The organism is Stenotrophomonas thermophila (assembly GCF_001499715.1).
In the GTDB taxonomy this organism is placed as follows: Bacteria; Pseudomonadota; Gammaproteobacteria; order Xanthomonadales; family Xanthomonadaceae; genus Stenotrophomonas; species Stenotrophomonas hibiscicola.
On sequence record NZ_CVIW01000022.1, the window covers coordinates 18682 to 41741 of the forward strand.

The window sequence follows — 23060 nt, forward strand, 5'->3', positions numbered from 1 at the left end:
AACCATGCACCCCACGTGCATCTCGAACGCGGGCCCGCGAAGGCTCGATGGCCGATTCCCCAACCGGATCCCGCCATGAGCTTCGCTGCCAGTACCGCCATTCGCCCCGAACCCTTTGTCCCCGTCAGCGTGCCGGTCGCAGACCGCGTGCACGCCGAGCGCGGTGAGTTCGCCGCGGTGCTGTCGATGCGTCATGCAGGCCCCAGCCCGGTGCGCCTGCGCTATGAGTGGGTCGGCCCGGCCAACGCGCCGGTGGTGGTGCTGGCCGGTGGCATTTCCGCCCATCGCCACGTGGCGTCCAACGCACAGTTCAGCGAGAAGGGCTGGGCCGAAGCGCTTGTGGGTAGCGGCCGCGCGCTGGATCCGCAGCAACTGCGCGTGCTGGCCTTCGACTTCATCGGTGCCGACGGTGCGCTGGATGTGCCGATCGATACCGCCGACCAGGCTGATGCGCTGGCTCTGCTGCTGGACCATCTCGGCATCCGCGCGCTGAAGGCCTTCGTCGGCTATTCGTATGGTGCGCTGGTCGGCCAGCAGTTCGCGATCCGCCACCGCGCCCGCGTGCGCCAGCTGGTGCTGGCCAGCGGCGCGCACCGCCCGCATCCGTATGCCGCCGCCTGGCGCGCGCTGCAGCGCCGCGCCGTCGCCCTCGGCCAGCTGCAGTGCGGCGAAGACCATGGCCTGGCCCTGGCCCGGCAGTTCGCCATGCTCAGCTACCGCACCCCGGAAGAATTCGGCGAGCGCTTCGACGCTGCCCCGGAGGTCATCAATGGCCGCGTGCGCGTGGCCGCCGAAGACTACCTCGACGCGGCCGGCGCGCAGTACGTCGCGCGCACGCCGGTGACCGCTTACCTGCGCCTATCCGAATCGATCGATCTGCACCGCGTCGACCCGGCCGCGATCCTGCCGCCGACCGTGGTGGTGGCCGTGGAGGGCGACCGCCTGGTGCCGCTGGCCGACCTGGTCGGCCTGGTCGAAGGGCTGGGCCCGCGCGGCAGCCTGCGCGTTCTGCGCTCGCCCTATGGCCACGACGCCTTCCTCAAAGAAACCGATCGCATTGACGCGATCCTCGCCACCGCCTTCCGTACTTCTGGAGAGTCCGCATGAGCCTGCACGCCAACGAGCCGTCCTGTAGCCGCACCACTGCCGCTGTCCGTGCCGGCATCGATCGGGACACTGCGCATGGCGCGGTCACGCCGCCGATCGTGCTGTCGTCGAACTTCAGCTTTGAAGGTTTCGGCAACAAGCGCCAGTACGACTACACGCGCAGTGGCAACCCGACCCGCGACCTGCTGGGCGAGGCGCTGGCGGAACTGGAGGGCGGCGCCGGTGGCGTCATCACGGCGACCGGAATGGGGGCGATCAACCTGGTGCTGAATGCGCTGCTGCAGCCGGGCGATACCCTGGTCGTGCCGCACGATGCCTACGGTGGCAGCTGGCGGCTGTTCAATGCGCTGGCGAAGAAGGGCCACTTCGAACTGGTCACCGCCGACCTGACCGATCCGCGAGCGCTGGCACAGGCGCTGGCCACCCAGCCGAAGCTGGTGCTGGTGGAAACGCCGTCCAACCCGCTGCTGCGCATCACCGACCTGCGCTTCGTCATCGATGCCGCGCACAAGGCCGGTGCACTCGTGGTGGTCGACAATACCTTCCTGTCGCCGGCGCTGCAGCAGCCGCTGTCGTTTGGTGCAGACCTGGTGCTGCATTCCACCACCAAGTACATCAACGGCCACAGCGATGTGGTCGGCGGTGCGGTGGTCGCGCGCGATCCGGCACTGCATGAGCAGCTGGTGTGGTGGGGCAACGCGCTGGGCCTGACGGGTTCACCGTTCGATGCCTTCCTGACCCTGCGCGGCCTGCGCACGCTGGATGCGCGCCTGCGCGTGCACCAGGAAAACACGGCGTCGATCGTTGCCCTGCTGGACCAGCATCCGGCGGTCGGCGCGGTGTACTACCCGGGCCTGGCCGAACATCCCGGCCATGCCGTCGCCGCACGCCAGCAGAATGGCTTCGGTGCGATGCTGTCGTTCGAGCTTGCGCACTGCGCTGGTGAAGATCCGCACGCGGCAGTGCGCGCATTCGTGGATGGCCTGCGCTGCTTCACCCTGGCCGAATCGCTGGGCGGCGTCGAAAGCCTGATCGCGCATCCGGCGACCATGACCCATGCGGCGATGACCGCAGAAGCACGTGCCGCCGCTGGCATCAGCGAAGGGCTGCTGCGCCTGTCGGTCGGCATCGAGGCCGAGCGCGACCTGCTGGCCGATCTCGGTGCCGCGCTGCAGCGCGCCGAAGTCGTGATCGATGCGGCCGCACGCCGCAAACAGGTGGTGGATGCATGAGCGCACTCGCTGCTGAAATTCCGGCGCTGGGCGTGGGACGACTGGCGCTGCTTGGCACCGGCACGGTCGGCTCGGCCTTCGTACAGCGCTACCAGGCGTTGCAGGCACGTGGGCTGGAACTGCCCAGCGTGCAGTGGCTGGCCAATTCACGCACTGCGTTGGAGATCGATCGTGACCTGGCGGTGCCGCTGGAACTGGCACGGCGTGCACCGCGCGATGGCCAGAGTTCGCCACCGTGGGCGAGTGCCGAAGGACTGGAGCGTGGCGACGTGGTGGTCGACGCCACCGCCAGCGAAGACGTAGCCGCGCGCCACGTACAGTGGCTGGCGCGCGGCGTGCACGTGGTCACCGCCAACAAGCTGGGGCGTGGTGCGCAGCTGGCACGCGCGCAGGCCATTGCCGAGCGTTGCGCAGACACGGGTGCGCGCTACGGCGACAGCGCTACCGTCGGCGCCGGCCTGCCGCTGTTGAGCAGCCTGCGTGCGCTGCTGGCCGGTGGTGATCACATCCATGCCATCGAGGGCGTGCTGTCCGGTTCGCTGGCGTGGCTGTTCCATCGCTATGACGGCAAGTCGCCGTTCTCGGCGGCGGTGCGCGAGGCGCTGGCGGCCGGCTACACCGAGCCGGATCCGCGACTTGACCTGTCCGGCGAGGACGTGCGGCGCAAGCTGCTGATCCTGGCCCGCAGCAGCGGGCTGGCGCTGGACGCCTCGCAGGTGCAGGTGGATTCACTGGTGCCTGAAGCGCTGGCGGCGTTGCCGCTGGAGGATGCAGTGGCGGCATTGGAGCAGCTGGATGCGCCTTTGCGGGCACGCTGGCAGCAGGCGCGCGACAATGGTCGTGTGCTGCGTTTCGTTGGCCGTGTTGATGCCGAGGGTGCACAGGTGGGCCTGCGTGAGCTTCCGGCCGACCATCCCTTGGCGCAGGGCGCGGGCACCGACAACCGCGTCGCCATCCATAGTGATCGCTATCGCCGGCAGCCGCTGTTGATCCAGGGGCCGGGCGCGGGTGCGGAAGTGACCGCGGCCGCGCTGCTGGATGATGTGTTGCGGATCGTCGGCTGATCGCACTGCTTCTGTAGAGCCGAGCCCATGCTCGGCTGCTACTGGCGAGATCCCTCTTGCCGGATAAGCCGAGCATGGCGCGACTCTACAGGGGAGGGCTGCCGTTCAATGCGCCTTCAATGCCTTCAGCAACGCCGCGTTGAACTGCTTCGCGTCCTGCACCTGCGGCGAATGGCCCAGTTCGGCGAACTCGATCAGCGTCGCGCCCGGAATCGCCGCGGCTGCCGCTCTGCCGAGAGCCGGATAGTTGCCCAGCGTCGCCTTCACCGTCGGCGGCGCCAGGTCGCGGCCGATCGCGGTGCGGTCCTTCTGGCCGATGAACAACGTGGTGGGTACCTGCAGGTTCTTCAGCTCGTACACCACCGGCTGGTTGAACACCATGTCCGAGGCCAGCGCCTGGCTCCATGCAACGGCCTGCTTGCCCGGCCCTTCATACATGCCTGACTGCATCCGCGCCCACGGCTCGTAGGCCGGCTTCCATTTGCCGTCGTAGTACACGTCCAGCTGGTAGCGGCGGATGCTGTCATAGCTGATGTTCATTTCGCCGGCGTACCACGCGTCCACGCTGCGCCACGGCACGCCCAGCGCCTTCCAGTCCTCCAGCCCGATCGGGTTGACCAGCGACAGGCTGCGCAGGTCCTGCGGGTACATCAGCGCGTAGCGCACTGCCAGCATGCCACCCATCGAATGACCGACCAGGTGCACCGGCACATCACCCAGCTGCAGTTGCTGCAGCAACGCATGGGTGTTGGCGGCCAGCTGCGCGAAGCTGTACTGGTAGCGCTCGGGCTTGCTGGATTTGCAGAAACCCACCTGGTCCGGGGCGATCACCCGGTAGCCGGCGGCAACCAGGGGCTTGATCGATTCCTTCCAGGTGGCCGCGCAGAAATTCTTGCCATGCAGCAGCACCACCACGCCGATGGGCGCCTTCTTCGGGGCTATGTCGATGTAGGCCATTTCCAGCGGCTGTCGCTGCGATTCCAGCGCGAAGGTCTTCACCGGATAGCCGTAGTCGAAGCCCTCCAGGCGCGGCCCATAGCTGGGCGCGGCGAGGGCGGACAGCGGAAGGCAGGCAAGCAGGGCGGTAGCGATCACGCGCATGGGGCAGTCCTCGCCAGGGGGAACCCCGAGCCTAACCGCAACGCAGTGATGGTGTCGTCCGACCGGCCAGGGACAACGGGGTAGAGTCTACTGGGTAGAGTCGACTGTTAGTCGACTACCTTCCCCACAACGAGCGAAAATCCCGCGCTGCGCGCGATAGTCGACCAACGGTCGACTCTACCTGCGGCCCGGCGCCATCGCGCCGGGCCCGGTCGACCTCAACACTCGATGACGTTCACCGCCAGGCCACCGCGGCTGGTTTCCTTGTACTTGTCCTGCATGTCGCGGCCGGTATCGCGCATGGTCTTGATCACCTTGTCCAGCGACACCTTGTGCTTGCCGTCGCCGCGCATCGCCATGCGCGAGGCATTGATCGCCTTCACCGCACCCATCGCGTTGCGTTCGATGCAGGGGATCTGCACCAGGCCGCCAATCGGGTCGCAGGTCAGGCCGAGGTTGTGTTCCATGCCGATTTCCGCGGCATTCTCGATCTGGCTCGGGTTGCCACCCAGCGCCGCGACCAGGCCACCGGCCGCCATCGAGCAGGCCACGCCCACTTCGCCCTGGCAACCCACTTCGGCGCCGGAGATCGAGGCGTTTTCCTTGTACAGGATGCCGATCGCTGCCGAGGTCAGCAGGAAGTCGAATACGCGCTGCTCATTGGCGCCGGGGCAGAAACGGTCGAAGTAATGCAGCACCGCCGGCAGCACGCCGGCGGCACCGTTGGTCGGCGCGGTTACCACACGGCCACCGGCGGCATTTTCTTCGTTCACCGCCAGCGCGTACAGATTGACCCAGTCCAGCGTGGTCAGCGGGTCGCGCATTGCCGCTTCCGGCTTCGACGACAGCTCGCGGTACAGCGCCGGCGCACGACGGCCCACCTTCAGGCCACCCGGCAGCACGCCTTCCTCGCGGATACCGCGCGCCACGCAAGACTGCATTGCGCTCCAGATCTCGCGCAGCTGGGCACGAATCTCGTCTTCGCTGCGCCAGCACTTCTCGTTCTCGAACATCAGCTGGGCAATGCTCAGGCCGCTGCGTGCGGTCTGCGCCAGCAGCTCGTCGCCGCTCTTGAACGGGTAGGGCAACGGGGTCTCATCGGGCACGATCCGGTCGTCGGCCGCGTCGTCCTGGTTGACCACGAAGCCGCCGCCGACGGAGTAGTAATCGCGGGTAGCGATTACTTCGTCCTCGGCGTTGTAGGCGGTGAAGCGCATGCCGTTGGTGTGGTACGGCAGCTTCTGGCGCTTGTTCATGCCCAGGTCGCGCTTCTCGTCGAAAGCGATCTCGTGCTGGCCCATCAGCTGGATGCGCTTGCTGCTGCGGATGCGCTCGAGCGTAGCCGGAATGATGTCCGGGTCGATCAGGTTCGGGCGCTGGCCTTCCAGGCCGAGCAGGATCGCCTTGTCGGTGCCGTGGCCCCGGCCGGTCAGCGCCAGCGAGCCATAGACATCGGCGCGGATGCGCGCGACCTCGGGCAGGCGGCCCGGATCGAGCAGCCAGCGATGGATGAATCGCTCGGCGGCCTTCATCGGCCCGACGGTGTGCGAGGAACTCGGGCCAATGCCGATCTTGAAAACGTCGAACGTGCTGACAGCCATGGATGCCGTACTGCGGGTACCGGAAGAGACCGCTATTCTAGCGGCTCACGCCGCACTTCCATGGCTGCGGCGCAGCATTTCGGCAGAGGGAGCAAAACCGGTGTTGACTCTGTTCCAGCGTGACGATTGCCACCTGTGCGACATGGCCCTGGCCGAACTGGCCAAGGCGCGGGCGCCGGAGTTCGAATCGGTGTTCCTGGATGACCAGCCGGCGCTGGAATCGCGCTACGGCGCGCGGGTGCCGGTGCTCCGCGACGAGCGCGATGACCGCGAGCTGGACTGGCCGTTCGACGCGGCCACGGTGCAGGCCTGGCTGGCCGTCGATCGGTAGTGCCGGCCGCTGGCCGGCAACCCCTCTGTTCCCGGTGATGCCGGCCAGCGGCCGGCACTACCGGAGGCGTGTTATTTCGCGTCGAACTTCACGATCGTGCTGATCGCGGTCTCATCCGGGATGGTCTTGGTATCGGCCCAGTCACCACCGCCGACGCCGAAGTCCAGGCGCTTGACCGTGGCCTTGCCGGTCAGCACCGGCTGGGTGCCCGGCTTCCAGGTGAAGGTGAGGGTGACCGGCTTGCTGACGCCACGCAGCTCGAGGGTGCCATCGGCGGCGAACTGGTCGTTGCCGACCGCGCGGAAGCCTTTGGCGGTGTAGCGCGCAGTGGCGAACTTGCCGACGTTGAAGAAGTCGGCACCCTGCAGGGTCGAGTCGCGGTCGCTGTTGCCACTCTTGGCACCGGCCAGCGGGATCACCACGTCCAGCGAGCCGGCGGCCGGATTGGCCGGGTCGAAGCTGAGCTTGGTGGCGAAGCCCGGGAAGCTGCCGGTGAACACCTCGCCGTCGTACTTGGTCGCGAACACCAGGATCGAGCCGGCGCCGGGGGCCTGCGCATAGTCGGCAGCGAGCGCCGGGGCGGTAGCCAGCATGCCGGCCAGGGCGGCGGCCACGGCGGCCGGAGTGGTCAGTTTCAGGTTCATCGGTCAGTCCTTCTGAGGGGAGGCAAGCCAGCCGCGCGGCAACATGCGGGACAGGGTCGCATCGCGCTGGAACAGGTGGTGGTAGAAGGCGGCACCGGCATGGGCCAGTACCACCGCGATCAAGAGCCAGAAGCCGTATTCGTGGATGGCATGTGACACCGCGACAACCTGCGGGTCGGGTCCGCTCAGCTTGGGCACATCCACCAGGCCGAACCAGCGGAACGGGCGCAGGCCGCTGGCCGAGTCGTACAGCCAGCCCGACAGGGGGATGGCGAACATCAGCACGTACAGCAGCACGTGGGTGGCGCTGGCGATGCGTTCCTGCCAGCTGGGCACGCCCGGCACCGGCTTCGGCGCACCGGCATACAGGCGCCAGCCCAGGCGGAACAGCACCAGCGCCAGCACCGTGATGCCGATCGACTTGTGTGCGGTATAGACCCAGAAATACTTGGGGGTCTTGGGCAGCTCGCCCATGGTCAGGCCGACCACGCCCAGGGCGAGGATCAGCAGTGCGATCAACCAATGCAGGATCTGGCTGACACTCCCCCAGGCGGCGGGGGTGTTCTTGGCGGTCATGAAAGGTCCTCTAGCGGGCCATCTTGGGGTCGGAGTGCGGAACGGGAGCGGGAGTTCCCGGGGCGTCGCTGCGGTCGAGGGTGGCTTCAGCCTCGATCCTCAACAGCACTGCATCACCGATGACGCCCGGCCAAGCGGTGATGCCGAACGCGCGCCGGCTCAGCGTGGTGCTGGCCGAGAAACCGGCGGTGCGTCGGAATGGGGGCAGGGGGTAGCGCTTGATGGCGTTGAGGGTCACGTCCAGCGTGATCTCCTGGCTGACCCCGCGCAGGGTCAGGGTGCCGATCACGTGGGCGCGCCTGGCATCGATCGGTTCGACCCGGCTGGAGACGAAGTGTGCCTTCGGGAAGCGCTCACCATCCAGCAGGCTGCGCGCCAGCGTGGCCTGGTTCCATTTGGCATCACCAAGGTCCAATCGCGATATGGGAACCTCCACGTCCAGTGTGGCTTCGCGCCAGTTGTCGGGATCGAACTGCAGGCGCCCTTCACTGCCGGAGACCGTGCCCATCGCCTGCGAGTAACCGGCGTGGTCGATGGTGAACAGCACACGGGTATGCACCGGATCGAGGCGATAGGTATCCGCATCGGCCCAGGCGGGAGCGGTGGCGAGCAGCATCGGCAGCAGGGCCAGGCAGGGACGCATCGATGGCGGGCTCCGGAAGGGGACGTTGCGATCATACGCACAGCCCCCCGCCAACGTTGCGTGCATGGCTGCAACAGTTCGTGGTGGGTCCGCCGGTGGAAACAGCCTGTTGCAGCCATGAACCCGGCGCTGTGTGACAATCGGGGCAGGACAGGGGGTTCAGGATGACGAGCGGTTGGCGCCTGTGGCGCCGGGGCATCGCGGGAATGGGGCTGCTGCTGATGGCATTTGCCACGGCGGCTGCGGCCCCGGACATGGCCGAGACACCGCGGCTGCGCCGTTTCGGTGCCGCCGAAGGCATGCCCTCGCGCATGGTGCTGGCGCTGGCCGAGGATCGCCAGGGCCATGTCTGGGCCGCCACCGATGGTGGCCTGGTGCGCTATGACGGTGGCAACCTGCGGGTGTGGGAACATGATCCGGAGCAGCCGGGCTCGCTGCCCGGCAACGAAATCGAGACCCTGCTGGTCGATCCCCTGGACCGCGTCTGGGTCGGCATCAATGGCAAGGGCGTGGCCCGGCTGGATGCCGACCGCGAACGCTTCAAGACCTTTGATACCGTCAACGGCCCCTGCATGAGCCAGTTCTGGACGCTGGCCTACGCCGAGGATGCACTGTGGATCGGCACCAGCGGCCATGGCGTCTGCCGTTTCGGTGAAGATGGCAGCCTGCGCTTCTTCGAGCATGATCCGGCCCGTCCCGAGGGGTTGCCCAGCAATACCATCTACAGCAGCCTGGTCGATGCGCAGGGACGCCTTTGGATCGGCACCGAGGCGGGCATTGCGCGCTGGAACGGGACTGGGTTCGAGGCTGTCGCGCCGCGCGAACTGGGGGCGCTGAGCGTGTTGCGCCTGAGCCGCGACCCCGACGGCTCGATCTGGGCCGGCAGCCAGAATGACGGCCTCTACCGTATCGACCCGCAGGACCGGGTCAGTCGTCCACGCTGGGCCGACAGTGCGCGCCTGCGTTCGGCGCTGGTGCTGGCTGATCGCCAGGGCGGTTACTGGGCAGGCACCTCCGATGGCCTGTTGCGCGGAGATGCCAGCATGCTGTGGCGGCTCGATGGCGACCGCGGCAGTGGTTTCCTCACTGCCCAGAGTGGTGTGCTCGATCTGCTGCAGGACCACGAGGGCGGATTGTGGGTGGCGCTGCTGACCCAGGGCCTGGCCTACCTGCCCCCGGACTGGCGCCGGTTTTCGATCTGGAACCAGCTTGACGGCAAGCCGCTGGACAGCCAGTACCTGTTGAGTGCAGCCAGCGATGGCCAGAAGTACTACGTTGGCTCGGCACATGGCGTGTACCAGCTGGATGCGCAGGGAACCCTGCGGTTGCTGGCCAGCGATCGCGAGATTGGCAGCGGGGCGGTGTGGTCGGTGCTGCCGCGGCCGGACGGGCGCCTGTGGCTGGGGCGTGCCGGCCGCATCAGCGTGTACGACCCGGCCACCGGCGCGTTGCACGATTGGCGTATCGACGGGGGCGCGGACCTGCGCCAGCGCGTCGATCTGATGCGGCAGGCCCCCGATGGCACGGTCTGGCTGTCGGTGATGAACCTCGGCCTGCAGCAACGCAGTGCCGACGGCCGCATACTGCGCAGCTACCCGCTGGAGGATTTCCGCAAGACGGCCGATTCACCGATTGAGCAGATCCGCTTCGATGCCCAGGGCAAGGCCTGGGTGATGGGCGACATGGGGATCTGGCGTGAACAGGCCGGGCGCTTCGAAGCGGTGCCGGGCGTTTCGCGCGGGCTGATCTATGACCTGGTGTGGGTCGATCCGCAGCAGCTGTGGCTGGCCCGGCAAGGTGCGCTCGAGCGCTATCAGTGGGATGGCATGAGCCTGCGCCTGATCCAGCGCATCGATGGCAGTGCGGGCGTGCCGCCGGTGAGCATGGGGGGGCTGGCGTTGGCCGAAGACGGCCGCCTGTGGGCGACCACGCCACGTGGCCTGCTGCGATGGGATCCGAAAGCGCGCCGCCTGCAGCAGTTCAACGAACGCGATGGCCTGCCGGACGCCGAGTTCACCAGTCGGCCGCCGGCGGTGAATGCCGACGGTCGCGTGCTGGCGGTGGCCCAGACCGGCCTGGTCGAGTTCGATGTGAATGCCGCCGATACCACGCTGCCGCCTTCGTCACTGGTGATCGCCGAGGTCCGCGTGCGGCGCGATGATGCCCGTGGCTGGCAACCGCTGCCGACCAGCGGCACGTTGTTGCTGGGGCCGGATGACCGTGACCTGCAGATTGATGCGCGGCTGCTTTCCTATGCCAACCCGCAGGGCAACCGCTACCGCTTCCGGGTGCAGGGCTACGACCAGAACTGGGTGGAGCAGGGCGGTGACGGCCAACGCACGCTGTCGCGGCTGCCGACCGGCAGCTACGTCATTGAAGTCCAGGCGGCGACAGCCAGTGGCGCCTGGACACCTTCGCAGCGGCTGCAGGTAAAGGTTTTGCCACCCTGGTGGCGCAGCGGCATGGCGATCTTCGGCTACCTGCTGATCGGCTCGTTGCTGCTGCTCATCGTGGTGTGGTCGATCCGTGCGCGGCTGCGCCGCCGCCAGCAATGGCAGTTGACCGTGCACAAGCAGCAGCTGGCGGAGCAGGCATCACAGGCCAAGAGCCGGTTCCTGGCCACGCTGGGCCATGAGGTGCGCACGCCGATGACCGGCGTGCTCGGCATGAGCGAACTGCTGCTGGCCACCCCGCTGGATCCAGTGCAGCGCAGCTATGCAGGCTCGATCCAGCAGGCGGGCAGCCACCTGCTGCGGCTGGTCAATGACGCGCTGGATCTGGCCCGCATCGAGGCCGGCCGGCTGGAGCTGGACCTGCGCCCGTTCGATCTGGCCAGCCTGCTCGACCAGGTGCAGGCGTTGATGCAGCCGATGGCAACGCAGCGCAATCTGGAGTTCCGCCGTGGGGACATTCCACCTGGGCCGATCAGCGTCAGTGGCGACGAGATGCGCGTGCGGCAGATCCTGCTCAATCTGCTGGGCAATGCAATCAAGTTCACCGAGCGCGGGCACGTCGGCCTGGCCGTGCGGCTGGAAGACAACGGTGGTGGACTCTGCTTCGAAGTGCATGACACCGGCCCGGGCATCAACGCCGAGCAGCAGGACCGCCTGTTCCATCGCTTCGAACAGGCCGATGGCCCGCGCACCGCGTCGCGCTATGGAGGCAGCGGGTTGGGCCTGGCGATCTGCCAGGAGCTGGCCGTGGCCATGAACGGGCGGATTGAAGTGGACAGCCAGCCGGGCAAGGGCGCCCGCTTCCGGGTATGGCTGCCGCTGCCCTGGAACCGGCAGGCCGCCAATGCGCCGGGCGAATTGCCGGTACTGCCGATGCTGCCGTCACTACGCATCCTGCTGGTGGAGGATGACGCGACCGTGGCCGAGGTCATCGCCGGCCTGCTGCGTGGCCGTGGCCACGACGTGGTGCACGTGCTGCATGGTTTGGGCGCGCTATCGGAGATCGCCACCGATGGCTTTGACGTGGGCCTGCTTGATCTGGATCTGCCGGCGCTGGACGGCACCGCCATCGCCCGGCAGCTGCGCACCATGGGCTATGAACTTCCCCTGGTGGCGGTCACTGCACGGTCCGACGCCTACGCCGAGACCCAGGTCCTGGCGGCTGGGTTCGATGGCTTCCTGCGCAAGCCGGTGACCGGTGACATGCTGGTGACTGCCATTGCCCAGGCGCGCGCAAAACGACAAACCGCCCTTTGAATGCGCCAGCGCCGGGCGTGAACGTCGCGACTTTCGGTTTACCATGCCGACGCCCGTAGTGCGGGAATCATCAGAAGCAGCGTGAGGAGGCAATCGGTGGTGTATCTGCGGGCGGCGATGCTGCTGCTGGTCCTCCTGTGCGGCCTGTCACCCGCTGCGGCGCAGCCGGTGCCACCGAACCCGCGCCAGGTGACGGTGTTCGACGGCTTGCCGTCCAACACCGTGAACCGCATGGCCGAGGATCGTTACGGTTACCTCTGGATCGCGACCAACGACGGCCTGGCCCGCTACGACGGGCGCAACTACCGGATCTGGCGCTCGGAAGACGGCCTGCGCGACAACCGCATCTGGACGGTGCTGGTCGATGCCCGCAACCAGCTCTGGATCGGCACCGAGAACGCCGGCCTTGTACGGATGTCGGCCGATCGCCGCCAGCTGCACTTCTACGACCGCAGCAGCCAGCCGTTGATGGGCACCAACACGGTCTGGAGCCTGGCCACCACGCCGGATGGTTCGGTCTGGTTCGGCACCCACGAAGGTGGTCTGTACCGCCTGGACAACCAGGACCGGTTGCAGCGCTTCCTGCCTGAAGCGAACAACCCGCGCAGCCTGCCGGCGGCATCGGTGCCGTACCTGGCCACCCTGGCTGACGGCAGCCTGTGGATCGGCACCAAGCATGGCGTCGCGCGCTGGACCGGCACGGACTTTGAGCGGGTCGGGGCCGGCATCATTCCCAGCCTGCTGATCAATGGCTTGACGGCCGAATCCGATGGCAGCCTTTGGATCAGCACGATGGCCGGTGCCATGGTGCGCCGTCCCGATGGTCGTTTCGAGGCACCGTCCTGGAAGCTGCCCGAAGGCGAGCAGGTGCTGGGCATGATGCTGCGCGACGAGCAGGGCGGGCACTGGCTGGACACCCGCACCGGACTCGGCCGGGCGGTCGATGGCCAGTACCAGGCCGTGCCCCTGTACAGCGCGGTGGCACGTGGCCCGGTGCGCCCGAACTGGACAGGCGCCTACGAGGATCGCGAGGGCGGCATCTGGTTGGCCAGCACGAATGCCGGCCTGTGGCACCTGTTGCCGCGCTGGTGGCAGTTCTCGGTGCTGTCGCGGCTGGAGGACGACCCCCGCTCGCTGCGCAATGCCTTCGTGCTGGGCACCAGCCCCTCCAGCAATGGCGGCATCTGGACGGTCGGCAGCCACGGCGCGCTGGACCGTTTCGATCCGAAGACCGGCAGCATCGAACAGCACCGTACCTGGGTCAACGGCATGCACTGGCTGACCTCGGTGCGCGAGGATCGCCGCGGCCAGGTCTGGATCGGTTCCAACGACGCACTGCTGCGCTATGACCCGAAGCGGCGTGATCTGCGCCGCTGGGGCCGGGATGCCGGCGCCGACGCGACCATGGAAGGGGTCATCGAATCCATGATGACCTGTGATGGTGACAGTCTCTGGCTGATGCTGCCGTCGGGGCTTCAGCAACGCGATCTTGATGGGCGCCTGCGGCGCCAACTGGATAATGGCCAGCGTGGATTGCAGCAGGGCCAGCTCAATCTGGACGTGGAATGCGGGCCACAGGACCATATCTGGCTGGCAAGCAGCCGTGGCCTGCTGCAGTGGCTGCCGGAAAGCGAGCGTTTCCAGCCGGTGCCGGGTGCGCCGGCGACCGCGATCCATGCACTGCACGTGGGCACCGATGGCCAGGTCTGGCTGTCCGAAGATGGCCGCCTGTCGCGCTACCGCTGGAGCCAGGGCCGGCTGGAGCGGCAGGCCGTGATCGGTGCAGAGCAGGGCTACCCGGCGATCTCCGCCTCGGGGCTGGTGGTCGATGCGCAGGGGGTGGCGTGGGCAACCAGTGCGCGTGGCCTGGTGCGCATCGGGGCCGACGGCCAGAGTGTGCGCCTGTATGGCGTGCACGATGGCCTGCCGAGCCAGGAATTCCGCGAACACACGCTGGTGATGTCGGCAGACGGTCATCTGGTGGCAGGTACACCGGCCGGTGTGGTGGTGTTCGACCCGAAGCAGGTACGTCCGTCGATGCGGCGTGCGCCGCTGGTGATCGAGCGGGTGGAGGTGCGCCGCAACGAGCAGGTGCTGGACCTCACCCACGACGCGCCGTTGCAGATCGCCGACGGCGACCGCGATCTGCGCATCGTCGCGCGCCTGTTGTCGTTCGCCGATTCGGCGTCCAACACCTATCGTTACCGCTTGGCCGGCTATGACCCGGACTGGGTGGAAGTGGGGCCGGCCGGTGAGCGCTTGTTCTCGCGGCTGGCACCGGGCAGCTATCGGCTGGAAGTGCAGGCGCGGTCGGCTGACCATGTCTGGTCACGTGTGCAGAGCCTGGAATTCCGCGTGCAGCCACCGTGGTGGCGCAGCTTGTCCGGCCTGTTGATGCTTGCCTCGTTCGCGCTGCTGCTGACCAGCTGGTTTGCCTGGCTTTACCGTCGGCGCCTGCAACGTCGCCACGCCTACCAGCTTGCGCTGCACAAGCAGGAACTGGCCGAACAGGCGTCGGCGGCCAAGACCCGCTTCCTGGCCAATCTTGGCCACGAGATACGTACACCGATGACCGGTGTGCTGGGTATGAGCGAGCTGCTGCTGGCCTCGCCGCTGGATCCGCAGCAGCGTGGCTATACACAATCGATCCGCCATGCCGGCGAGCACCTGCTGCATCTGGTCAACGATGCGCTGGACCTGGCGCGGATCGAATCGGGCCGCCTGGAGCTGCAGCACAAGCCGTTCGCACTGGGCAGCCTGCTGCAGGACCTGGCCGCGCTGATGGGGCCGTTGGCGGCGCAGAAGGGTCTGCGTTTCACGCTCGACAACCAGCTGCCCGCCGGCCTGCAGGCCAACGGCGATGCAATGCGGGTACGGCAGATCCTGTTGAACCTGCTCTCGAATGCGGTCAAGTTCACCAGCCGCGGCACCATCACCCTGCACGCCCGCAGCGACGCCGAACTGCGATCGCTGCATTTCGAAGTGCGCGACACCGGCCCGGGCATCAGCCAGGAACAACAGCAGCGCCTTTTCCGCCGCTTCGAGCAGGCCGATGGCGCACGCACCGCTGCACAGTACGGTGGCAGTGGCCTGGGCCTGGCAATCTGCCGCGAACTGGCGCATGCCATGCAAGGGCGGATCCAGGTGGAGAGCCAGCTCGGTCGTGGCACCTGCTTCGGCGTGACGTTGCCGTTGCCGATGGTGGTCGATGCCCATGCCGAGGCAGAGGGTGATACGCACCGCCAGGAAGCGGCCAACATGCCGCCATTGCGGGTACTGCTGGTGGAAGACGACGCGACCGTGGCCGATGTGATACGCGGGCTGCTGAGTGCGCGTGGGCATGAGGTGGTGCATGCAGGCCATGCGCTGGCGGCGCTGCGCGAGATCAGTGCCGGCGATTTCGACGTCGGCCTGCTGGACCTGGACCTGCCGGGCCTGAGCGGTTTCGAACTGGCCCAGCACCTGCGCAACCAGGGCTACATGCTGCCGCTGCTTGCCGTGACCGCGCGGACCGATCCGGACCTGCAGCAGCAGGTGGAAGCGGCCGGCATCGGCGGTTTCCTGCGCAAGCCGGTGACCGGTGAACTGCTGCTGGAAGCGATCGCCAGGGCGATGGGCAGGTAGGGTTTATTGCAGGGCTTGCAGCCCTGCACCTGCAGAGGCTTCAAGCCAAGGCAACAGCAACGGCAAAAGCAGGCATTCCGTGGGTGGTGGGGCGGTGTGGGCTTGCAGGACACGCCGTAAACCCGTCCATGGGGGCTCGATGGCGCCATCCATGGCGCCAACGGTCCTGCAAGCCCACACCGCCCCACCTCTGACAGATTTTCGCGATCGGGTAGATCCACGCCATGCGTGGATGAATCTCTATCGAGATCGAATATGTCGAATTGAGATCGAAAAGCATCCACGCATGGCGTGGATCTACTGCAGATCGCAGAATTCTGTCGAAGGCGGGGTGGGTCCGGTTGCGGGAGTGTCTGCGGCATGGATGCCGCGGCCAAGCCCCCAGGGATGGGTTTACGGCGTCTCCCGCAAACGGATCCACCCCGCCATCCCGCAGGACGCCAGCTGTTGCTGTTGCTGTTGCCTTGGCTTGAAGCCTCTGCAGGTGCAGGGCCGCAGGCCCTGCCGAACCACCCTCACTCCGCCACGTGCTCGACCTGCCGTGGCTCCGGCTTGGTATCGGGTAGCTGCCAGAAGATCATCGTCGAAGTCAGCGTGATCGCGCCTACGCACAGGAACGTGGCATGCAGCGCGGCGGTCGCGCTGTTGCTGTCCAAGTGGTTGCCGAACGCGGCCAGCAGGCTGCCCGCAGCGGCGGCACCGAAACCAGCGGCGAGCATCATCACCATCGACAGCAGGCTGTTGCCGGAACTGGCGAATTCGCGGTCCAGGTCGCGCAGGGTTACGGTGTTCATCACGGTGAACTGCAGCGAATTGACCGCACCGAAGAACGCCAGCTGCAGCAGGCGCCAGGCCAGGTGCTGGCCCGGTGTCATCAGGATGAAGCTGGCCATCGCCAGGCCCACCAGCACGGTGTTGACCATCAGTACGCGGCGGTAGCCGTAGCGCTCGACCAGCTTTACCGCCAGCTTCTTCGACACCATGCCGGCCGCCGCCACCGGCACCATCATCAGGCCGGCGTTCATCGGGCCCAGGCCCAGGCCGACCTGCAACAGCAACGGGATCAGCATCGGCATGGCGCTGCTGCCGATGCGCGAGAACAGGTTGCCGAGGATGCCGATGCGGTAGCTGGGCACGCGGAACAGCGCCAGCGAGAACAACGGCGCGGTGGAGTTGGCGGCGTGCAGCCAGTAGCCCACCAGCGCCGCCAGGCCGGCCACGGTCATCAGCATCACCAGTGCGTGTGGCGTGCCGAGCCCGGAGATGCCGTCCAGTGCCAGCGACAGCACCACCATCGCAAAGGCCAGCATGACGTAGCCGCGCAGGTCGAAGCGGGTGCGATGGCTGGCGTAATGGTCGGGCATGATCTTCATCGCGACGATGAAACCGATCACGCCGATCGGCAGGTTGATCAGGAACACCCAGTGCCATGAGGCGATCTCGACCAGCCAGCCGCCCAGCGTGGGGCCGATCAGCGGGCCGACCAGCGCGGGGATGGCGATGAAGCTCATCGCGCGCAGGAAATCCTCGCGTGGCACCGAGCGCATCACCGCCAGCCGGCCGACCGGCAGCAGCATCGCACCGCCGATGCCCTGCAGCACGCGCGCACCGACCAGCTGGTGCAGGTGCTGGGCCAACGCGCAGGCCAGCGAGCCGAGGGTGAACAGGATGATCGCCACCAGGAAGGTGCGCCGGGTGCCATAGCGGTCGGCGATCCAGCCCGAGGCGGGAATGAAGGTGGCCACCGCCAGCGCATAGCTGAACACCACCGACTGCATCTGCAGCGGGCTCTCGCCCAGGCTGGCCGCCATCGCCGGCAACGCCGTGTTGACGATGGTCGAGTCCAGCATCTGCATGAAGATCGCCAAGGACACCAGCCACAGCAGGGGACGCTGGCGGTTGTAGGTCGATGGCGATGTGGACATGGGGTGCGGTCGGTGCAGCGTGGGGGCCGCCATGATCGCGCACTGCGGGTCACGGCGCGATCAAGGTCGCGCCGTACCTGCATGCGGAATGCTCAGCGTTGGCTGTGCGCGTGCACTGCGTCGACCAGCACCTGTACATGCGCCGGGTCCATGTCTGGCGACATGCCATGGCCGAGGTTGAACACATGGCCCTCGCGCGAGCCGCCGTTGCCGGCGGCATAGGTGTCGAGCACGCGCGCGGCAGCGGCGGCGATCGCATCCGGCGAGGCGTACAGCGTGGTCGGGTCGAGGTTGCCCTGCAGGGCGACGCGGCCGCCGGTGCGGCGCATGGCCTCATCCAGGTCCAGCGTCCAGTCCAGGCCCAGCGCGTCGGCGCCAGTCTGCGACAGTGCTTCCAGGTGCAGGCCGGTGCCCTTGCCGAACAGGATCAGCGGCGTGCGTTCGCTGCCTTGGCCACGGTCCAGGCCTTCGGCGATGCGCTGCAGGTAGCGCAGCGAGAACTCGCGGTACATTGCCGGCGACAGCACGCCGCCCCAGGTGTCGAACACCTGCAGCGCCTGCGCACCGGCGGCGCGCTGCGCGCCGAGGTAGGCGATCACGGCGTCGGTGGTGACCTCCAGCAGGCGGTGCAGGGCCTGCGGGTGGTTCAGTGCCATGGCCTTGATGCGCGCAAAGTCCTTGCTGCCACCGCCTTCCACCATGTAGCAGGCCAGTGTCCACGGGCTGCCGGAGAAGCCGATCAGCGGCACCTGGCCGTCCAGTTCGCGGCGGATCAGGCGCACCGCATCCATCACGTAGCCCAGGTCCTGTTCCATGTCCGGCACCGCCAGCCGGGCGATGGCGGCTTCGTCACGCACCGGGTGGCGGAACTTCGGGCCTTCGCCTTCGACGAAGTACAGCTCCAGGCCCATCGCATCGGGAATGGTGAGGATGTCCGAGAACAGAATGGCCGCATCCAGCGGGAAGCGGCGCAGCGGCTGCAGGGTGACTTCGCAGGCAATCTCCGGGGTCTTGGCCATGGCCAGGAAGCTGCCGGCCTTGGCCCGGGTCGCGCGGTACTCCGGCAGATAGCGGCCGGCCTGGCGCATCAGCCAGACAGGGGTGCAGTCCACCGGTTCGCGGCGCAGGGCGCGCAGCAGGCGATCGTTGCGGAGAGGGCTGGTCACGATGGGCATTCCTTGGACGAAAGTTGGCAGCGGCGTCAGTCGCCGTGCGAGAGGATCTGGAAACCGCGATGCAGTTCGGCATCGCGGGCCTTCTCAAAGGCGTGGCGGGCTTCGTCAGCCTGCAGGAACAGCTCGCGCCGCAACTGCGAGCGGCTGCCGACGCGACCGCTCTCGCGCAGCAGCTCCCAGCCGCCGAACAGGTCCGGCAGCAGGCTCAGGCGCAGGAAGCGCGGTGCCTGCGCGCCGGCGTCGGGATGTTGCAGGTAGACGTGCATGCCGACGATTGTAGCGGGGCCAGAGTGACCCCGGCCGCAACGCGGCCGTGCCGGTCGCTGGCCGGCAATCCTGCCGCGCAGCCCGGTCGTGCCGGCCGCTGGCTGGCAATCCTCCCGCGCATCCCGGTAGTGCCGGCCGCTGGCCGGCAATCCCCTCGCGCATCTCGGCTCTACCGGCCCGACAGCACCTTCAGCACCGCCGCCTCATCCACGTCCGGCACCACTTCGGCACGCCCCATGCCGCGCCACAGCACCAGGCGCAGGCGGCCGGCCACGTTCTTCTTGTCCAGGCGCATGCGGCCGAGCAGGGCCTGCGGGTCGAGCCCGGCCGGGATTGCCACCGGCAGGCCCAGGCGTTCCAGCAGTGCCTGCAGGCGCGCGCGGTCGGCATCGTCGGCCAGGCCCAGGTCGGTGGACAGCTTCGCCGCCAGCACCATGCCCACCGCCACCGCCTCGCCATGGTTCAGCGCATCGCGGCCGGGCGCGGAGTAGCCCTGCTCGGTTTCGATGGCATGGCCGAAGGTGTGGCCGAGGTTGAGCAGGGCACGCTCGCCCTTCTCGAATGGATCGCGCTCGACGATGGCGGCCTTGTGCCGGCAGCTGCGCGCGATGGCTTCGGCCAGCGTGGCATCCTCGCCGGCCAGCAGCGCATCGGCATGCTGCTGCAGCCATTCGAAGAACACGGCATCGCCCAGCGCGCCGTACTTCACCACTTCGGCCAGGCCGGCACGCAGCTCGCGCGCTGGCAGGCTGGCCAGCACGCGGGTATCGGCGATGACCGCGCGCGGTGGATGGAAGGCGCCGACCAGGTTCTTGCCGGCGGGAATGTCGACCGCGGTCTTGCCACCGACAGACGAATCGACCATCGCCAGCAGGGTGGTGGGCAGCTGCACGCAGTCCACGCCCCGCATCCAGCAGGCCGCGGCGAAGCCGGCGAGATCACCGACCACGCCGCCGCCCAGCGCGAACACGCAGGCATCGCGGGTGGCGCCGAGCGCAGCCAGCGCTTCGATGGCACGGCCGAATTCGGCCAGCGTCTTGGAGGCTTCGCCGGCGGCCAGCACGTGCTCGCCGACGATCAGGTCGGGGCGTGCGGCCAACAGCGTCTGCTTGGCCGACGCCAGATAGCGCGGAGCCACTTCGCTGTCGCTGAGCAGCAGCACATGGCGGCCGCGCACGTGTGAAACCAGTGCAGCGCCATCGGCCAGGGCACCGGCGCCGATGGTGATGGAGTAGGGGCGATCGCCGCCAACGGCGACCTGCAGCAAGGCGGGGGAAATCATGTGGTCATGTCCTGGCGCTGCCATTGCGTGGCCAGCTTGACTACCAGTTGGGCAGTCGCGTCGGCAGCGGTATACGGGTCGGTATCGAGCGTGAGGTCGGCCAGTTCTCGGTACAGCGGATCGCGCTGTGCGGCCAGATCATGCAGCACCTGCTCGCGGTCCGGGCGCTGCAGCAGCGGCCGGCCCTTGTCGCGGGCCAGGCGTTCCAGCTGCGCGGCCACGCCGACCCGCAGGTAGACCACGAAGCCGCGCCGGGCAATCAATGCGCGGTTGCCCGGATCCAGCACCGCTCCGCCGCCGGTGGAGACCAGTTGGCCTCGGCCTTCCAGCACGCGGGCCAAGGCCTGCCGCTCATGGCTGCGGAAGCCGGCTTCGCCGGCGTGCTCGAAAATGGTCGGGATGCTGGCGCCGGCGGCGTCGACGATGGCCTGGTCGACATCGACGAAGTCCAGCGTGAAACGCTCGGCCAGGCGGCGGCCGATGCAGGTTTTGCCGGCGCCCATCGGGCCGATCAGGATCAGGTTCGGAGCAGGATTCATGCCCTCTGATGCTAACACCTCCGTGCCCTGGCCTTTACGTCCTTCACGTCAGGGTAGGCGTTTCTGCGGGGTTTCCCGCGCCAACCGGAGTACAGGCCATGACGGTCGCCAAGGTCATCGAAATCACCGCCTCCTCGCCGAAGAGCGTGGAGGACGCCGTGCGCAGCGGTCTGAAGAAGGTCTCCGAGACGGTCAAGGGCATCCAGGGCGCCTGGGTGAACGAGACCAAGGTGGTGACCAATGGCAGCGGCGAAATCACCGAATGGCGGGTCAACCTGCGGGTGACCTTCCTGGTGGAATAGGCGCGCTCAGCGCACGTCCTGCACCTGTCGCTGGCCGCCCAGCACCACCACGTGGTCGGCCAGGGCGGGCAGGGCATGCAGCGCCTGGCGGCTGACCCGCTCGTAGTACTGCACGAAGCGCTCCAGCTGTGGCCGGCTCATGCCGTGCCGGCCCGGCTGCGCGGCCTGCAGATTCTGCTCCTGCTGCCAGCGCCAGCGCGGTACCACCGAGAAATCCGGCGGCTGCAGGAACCACAGGCGGTCGCAGCGCTGCCACAGCGCCGGGTAGTCGCGGGCGAGCGCCTGGTTGCACCAGCGCCGCCAGCGACCATCGGCGTCGGCTTCGCGCTCCAGTGCGTTCAACGGGCTGTCCAGCGCGGCGTCATCCTGCGCCGGCGTGCCCAGGAACCAGCCTTCGAACACCAGCAGATCGAGGGGCTGCTCGATACGCGGCCATTGCGCTTCGTGCACGCGTTCGTCGGCCAGCTTGTCGAAGCGGGGCATCGCCAAAGGCTGGCGTGCGGTTACGGCGTCGAGCACCGCGTGGGCCAGCGTCAGGTCGTGGGTGCCCGGCGGGCCGCGCGTGATCAGCAGCGGATGCACCTGGCGGGCCAGCCGCTGCCGCTGTGCGCGGGTCAGGTAGACATCATCGATGGACAGCGTGGCGGCGTTCAGGCCGCGCGACTGGGCGCGCGCCACCACCTGCGCGGCCAGCGTCGATTTGCCGCTCCCCTGCAGGCCGCTGATCGCCAATACTGGAACCGCTGCAGCGTTGCCCAGTGCATCATCCAGCACCTGTTCGGCCAATGTTTCGGGGAATCCTTTCACCTGGGGCATATACGCAGCAGCGGCCATGCAGCCACAATAGCCCAAACCGTGTGAGAACAACGCCATCATGAGCGACCTGTACGCCGAAGCCCTGTCCACGTTTGCCCGCCTGTTCGAGGAGGCCAAACAGAGCCGCGAGGTCGAGCCCAACGCGATGACCGTGGCGACTGCAGATGCGCAGGGGCGCCCGTCGGCGCGCACCGTGCTGCTGAAGGCCTTCGACGAGCGCGGCTTCGTCTTCTACACGCACCTGGACAGCCACAAGGGCCGTGAGCTGCACGCCAATCCGCAGGCCGCGCTGTTGTTCCTGTGGCGCAGCCTGCGCGAGGCCGGCATCCAGGTACGCATCGAGGGCCGTGTCGAGCAGGTCGCCGATGCTGAGGCCGACGCCTATTTCGCCAGCCGCCCGCGCATGAGCCAGATCGGCGCGTGGGCCTCGCAGCAGTCGAAGACGCTGGCGACGCGTGAGGAGTTCGATGCCCGCGTGGCGGAGGTCGAGGCACGTTTCGACGGCAAGGACGTGCCGCGTCCGGACGGCTGGAGTGGTCTGCGGGTAGTGCCTGACCGTATCGAATTCTGGTACGGCGCGCAGTTCCGCCTGCACGAGCGCTGGTGCTATGAAGCCGGTGCCGAAGGGCGCTGGAGCAAGCGCCTGCTGTATCCGTAAGGATGGCCGGTGCAACGCCTGCCGCTGTACCGCGTGGTGGTGTTCGTGCCGCCGGCAGCCCTGGACGCGGTGAAGCAGGGCATCCTCGCGGTGGATGCGCTGGTGGCCGGCGACTACGAGCACGGCATGTGGTGGTCGGCGCCGGGCTTCGAACAGTTCCGCCCGCGCGTGGGTGCGTCGCCCGTACAGGGTGAGGCGGGGCGCACCGAAGTGGTCGACAGCGTACGCCTGGAATTCTGCCTGCCGCGCGATCCGCAGCGACTGCAGCGCATCTTCGAACAGGGCATCGCGCCGCATCACCCGTGGCAGGTGCCGGTGGTGCAGGTGGAGGAAATCGAGCTTCTGCTGGCCGACGCACGGCGGTTGTAGAGCCGTGCCATGCTCGGCTGCTGCTCCGACGCATGAGGCAGTCGAGCAGGGCTCGACTCCACAAGAGCAGGCCGTCGCAAATGGACCGGCTTGC

The 23060-nt window shown here is 67.8% G+C and carries 20 protein-coding genes; 9 read left to right on the top strand and 11 right to left on the bottom strand.

Annotated features, from left to right (window positions below; all coding sequences use genetic code 11):
- The first annotated feature begins 75 nt into the window (after nucleotides 1–75).
- The 3 genes from metX to BN1263_RS10980 are packed head-to-tail and all read left to right on the top strand — an operon-like array spanning nucleotide 76 to nucleotide 3403.
- Nucleotides 76–1107, top strand: coding sequence for a homoserine O-succinyltransferase MetX (gene metX / locus BN1263_RS10970; protein ID WP_058981134.1), 1032 nt, complete (start codon nucleotides 76–78; stop codon nucleotides 1105–1107).
- Entirely contained in the window at nucleotides 1104–2339 is a 1236-nt protein-coding gene (locus BN1263_RS10975) for an O-succinylhomoserine (thiol)-lyase (RefSeq protein ID WP_058981136.1), read from the top strand. The genes metX and BN1263_RS10975 overlap by 4 nt, the downstream gene beginning before the upstream one ends.
- Complete coding sequence (locus BN1263_RS10980; RefSeq protein ID WP_058981138.1) at nucleotides 2336–3403, top strand: homoserine dehydrogenase family protein; 1068 nt, start codon at nucleotides 2336–2338, stop codon at nucleotides 3401–3403. The genes BN1263_RS10975 and BN1263_RS10980 overlap by 4 nt, the downstream gene beginning before the upstream one ends.
- Nucleotides 3404–3508: 105 nt before the next feature.
- Here the strand turns inward: BN1263_RS10980 and BN1263_RS10985 are convergent, their stop codons facing one another.
- Nucleotides 3509–4504 (bottom strand): alpha/beta fold hydrolase, encoded by a 996-nt coding sequence (locus BN1263_RS10985; RefSeq protein ID WP_058981140.1) that lies wholly within the window; start codon nucleotides 4502–4504, stop codon nucleotides 3509–3511.
- Between the two features lie 218 nt (nucleotides 4505–4722).
- Nucleotides 4723–6105, bottom strand: a complete 1383-nt coding sequence (locus BN1263_RS10990; protein WP_021202030.1) for an L-serine ammonia-lyase — start codon at nucleotides 6103–6105, stop codon at nucleotides 4723–4725.
- Nucleotides 6106–6205: 100 nt separating this feature from the next.
- On the opposite strand from BN1263_RS10990, the gene BN1263_RS10995 reads away from it, so the two are divergent.
- The gene (locus BN1263_RS10995; RefSeq protein WP_058981142.1) at nucleotides 6206–6436 is read left to right on the top strand and encodes a glutaredoxin family protein; all 231 of its coding nucleotides are present in this window, start codon (nucleotides 6206–6208) and stop codon (nucleotides 6434–6436) included.
- A gap of 71 nt (nucleotides 6437–6507) precedes the next feature.
- On the opposite strand, the gene BN1263_RS11000 is transcribed toward BN1263_RS10995, so the two are convergent.
- The 3 genes from BN1263_RS11000 to BN1263_RS11010 are packed head-to-tail and all read right to left on the bottom strand — an operon-like array spanning nucleotide 6508 to nucleotide 8299.
- Nucleotides 6508–7080, bottom strand: coding sequence for a YceI family protein (locus BN1263_RS11000; protein ID WP_021202032.1), 573 nt, complete (start codon nucleotides 7078–7080; stop codon nucleotides 6508–6510).
- Between the two features lie 3 nt (nucleotides 7081–7083).
- Nucleotides 7084–7656, bottom strand: a complete 573-nt coding sequence (locus BN1263_RS11005; protein ID WP_005410672.1) for a cytochrome b — start codon at nucleotides 7654–7656, stop codon at nucleotides 7084–7086.
- 10 nt (nucleotides 7657–7666) lie between these two features.
- Nucleotides 7667–8299: a YceI family protein gene (locus BN1263_RS11010; protein ID WP_058981144.1), complete on the bottom strand. Its 633-nt coding sequence runs from the start codon at nucleotides 8297–8299 to the stop codon at nucleotides 7667–7669.
- A 164-nt stretch (nucleotides 8300–8463) separates the two neighbouring features.
- On the opposite strand from BN1263_RS11010, the gene BN1263_RS11015 reads away from it, so the two are divergent.
- Both BN1263_RS11015 and BN1263_RS11020 read left to right on the top strand, forming a co-directional pair.
- On the top strand, nucleotides 8464–12009 hold the full coding sequence (locus tag BN1263_RS11015; protein WP_058981146.1) for a hybrid sensor histidine kinase/response regulator: 3546 nt from the start codon (nucleotides 8464–8466) through the stop codon (nucleotides 12007–12009).
- 96 nt (nucleotides 12010–12105) lie between these two features.
- The gene (locus BN1263_RS11020; RefSeq protein WP_058981148.1) at nucleotides 12106–15633 is read left to right on the top strand and encodes a hybrid sensor histidine kinase/response regulator; all 3528 of its coding nucleotides are present in this window, start codon (nucleotides 12106–12108) and stop codon (nucleotides 15631–15633) included.
- Between the two features lie 515 nt (nucleotides 15634–16148).
- Here BN1263_RS11020 and mdtD read toward each other — a convergent pair.
- The 5 genes from mdtD to BN1263_RS11045 form a co-directional block, all read right to left on the bottom strand.
- Complete coding sequence (gene mdtD, locus BN1263_RS11025; protein WP_058981150.1) at nucleotides 16149–17558, bottom strand: multidrug transporter subunit MdtD; 1410 nt, start codon at nucleotides 17556–17558, stop codon at nucleotides 16149–16151.
- Between the two features lie 92 nt (nucleotides 17559–17650).
- Nucleotides 17651–18733, bottom strand: a complete 1083-nt coding sequence (gene hemE / locus BN1263_RS11030; RefSeq protein ID WP_058981152.1) for a uroporphyrinogen decarboxylase — start codon at nucleotides 18731–18733, stop codon at nucleotides 17651–17653.
- Nucleotides 18734–18759: 26 nt separating this feature from the next.
- Nucleotides 18760–18999: a WGR domain-containing protein gene (locus tag BN1263_RS11035; RefSeq protein WP_014038141.1), complete on the bottom strand. Its 240-nt coding sequence runs from the start codon at nucleotides 18997–18999 to the stop codon at nucleotides 18760–18762.
- 170 nt (nucleotides 19000–19169) lie between these two features.
- Entirely contained in the window at nucleotides 19170–20282 is a 1113-nt protein-coding gene (aroB, locus tag BN1263_RS11040; protein WP_058981154.1) for a 3-dehydroquinate synthase, read from the bottom strand.
- Nucleotides 20279–20821 carry a shikimate kinase gene (locus tag BN1263_RS11045; RefSeq protein ID WP_058981156.1) on the bottom strand — a complete coding sequence of 181 codons (543 nt, stop codon included), beginning with the start codon at nucleotides 20819–20821 and terminating at the stop codon, nucleotides 20279–20281. Before BN1263_RS11045 ends, aroB begins: the two co-directional genes overlap by 4 nt.
- A 98-nt stretch (nucleotides 20822–20919) precedes the next feature.
- On the opposite strand from BN1263_RS11045, the gene BN1263_RS11050 reads away from it, so the two are divergent.
- Complete coding sequence (locus BN1263_RS11050) at nucleotides 20920–21123, top strand: dodecin family protein (RefSeq protein ID WP_005410663.1); 204 nt, start codon at nucleotides 20920–20922, stop codon at nucleotides 21121–21123.
- A gap of 6 nt (nucleotides 21124–21129) precedes the next feature.
- Here the strand turns inward: BN1263_RS11050 and BN1263_RS11055 are convergent, their stop codons facing one another.
- Nucleotides 21130–21957 (bottom strand): hypothetical protein, encoded by an 828-nt coding sequence (locus BN1263_RS11055; protein ID WP_058981158.1) that lies wholly within the window; start codon nucleotides 21955–21957, stop codon nucleotides 21130–21132.
- A 40-nt stretch (nucleotides 21958–21997) separates the two neighbouring features.
- Between BN1263_RS11055 and pdxH the strand changes: the two genes are divergently transcribed.
- Both pdxH and BN1263_RS11065 read left to right on the top strand, forming a co-directional pair.
- Nucleotides 21998–22597: a pyridoxamine 5'-phosphate oxidase gene (gene pdxH / locus BN1263_RS11060; protein WP_058981159.1), complete on the top strand. Its 600-nt coding sequence runs from the start codon at nucleotides 21998–22000 to the stop codon at nucleotides 22595–22597.
- Between the two features lie 9 nt (nucleotides 22598–22606).
- Entirely contained in the window at nucleotides 22607–22966 is a 360-nt protein-coding gene (locus BN1263_RS11065) for a YqfO family protein (RefSeq protein WP_058981162.1), read from the top strand.
- Nucleotides 22967–23060 lie beyond the last annotated feature (94 nt).

Bases quoted from the DNA above. Each gene is read 5' to 3' on its own strand.
- metX (WP_058981134.1), top strand. From the start codon at position 76: ATGAGCTTCGCTGCCAGTACCGCCATTCGCCCCGAACCCTTTGTCCCC.
- BN1263_RS10975 (WP_058981136.1), top strand. From the start codon at position 1,104: ATGAGCCTGCACGCCAACGAGCCGTCCTGTAGCCGCACCACTGCCGCT.
- BN1263_RS10980 (WP_058981138.1), top strand. From the start codon at position 2,336: ATGAGCGCACTCGCTGCTGAAATTCCGGCGCTGGGCGTGGGACGACTG.
- BN1263_RS10985 (WP_058981140.1), bottom strand. From the start codon at position 4,504: ATGCGCGTGATCGCTACCGCCCTGCTTGCCTGCCTTCCGCTGTCCGCC.
- BN1263_RS10990 (WP_021202030.1), bottom strand. From the start codon at position 6,105: ATGGCTGTCAGCACGTTCGACGTTTTCAAGATCGGCATTGGCCCGAGT.
- BN1263_RS11000 (WP_021202032.1), bottom strand. From the start codon at position 7,080: ATGAACCTGAAACTGACCACTCCGGCCGCCGTGGCCGCCGCCCTGGCC.
- BN1263_RS11005 (WP_005410672.1), bottom strand. From the start codon at position 7,656: ATGACCGCCAAGAACACCCCCGCCGCCTGGGGGAGTGTCAGCCAGATC.
- BN1263_RS11010 (WP_058981144.1), bottom strand. From the start codon at position 8,299: ATGCGTCCCTGCCTGGCCCTGCTGCCGATGCTGCTCGCCACCGCTCCC.
- BN1263_RS11015 (WP_058981146.1), top strand. From the start codon at position 8,464: ATGACGAGCGGTTGGCGCCTGTGGCGCCGGGGCATCGCGGGAATGGGG.
- mdtD (WP_058981150.1), bottom strand. From the start codon at position 17,558: ATGTCCACATCGCCATCGACCTACAACCGCCAGCGTCCCCTGCTGTGG.
- hemE (WP_058981152.1), bottom strand. From the start codon at position 18,733: ATGCCCATCGTGACCAGCCCTCTCCGCAACGATCGCCTGCTGCGCGCC.
- BN1263_RS11035 (WP_014038141.1), bottom strand. From the start codon at position 18,999: ATGCACGTCTACCTGCAACATCCCGACGCCGGCGCGCAGGCACCGCGC.
- aroB (WP_058981154.1), bottom strand. From the start codon at position 20,282: ATGATTTCCCCCGCCTTGCTGCAGGTCGCCGTTGGCGGCGATCGCCCC.
- BN1263_RS11045 (WP_058981156.1), bottom strand. From the start codon at position 20,821: ATGAATCCTGCTCCGAACCTGATCCTGATCGGCCCGATGGGCGCCGGC.
- BN1263_RS11050 (WP_005410663.1), top strand. From the start codon at position 20,920: ATGACGGTCGCCAAGGTCATCGAAATCACCGCCTCCTCGCCGAAGAGC.
- BN1263_RS11055 (WP_058981158.1), bottom strand. From the start codon at position 21,957: ATGGCCGCTGCTGCGTATATGCCCCAGGTGAAAGGATTCCCCGAAACA.
- pdxH (WP_058981159.1), top strand. From the start codon at position 21,998: ATGAGCGACCTGTACGCCGAAGCCCTGTCCACGTTTGCCCGCCTGTTC.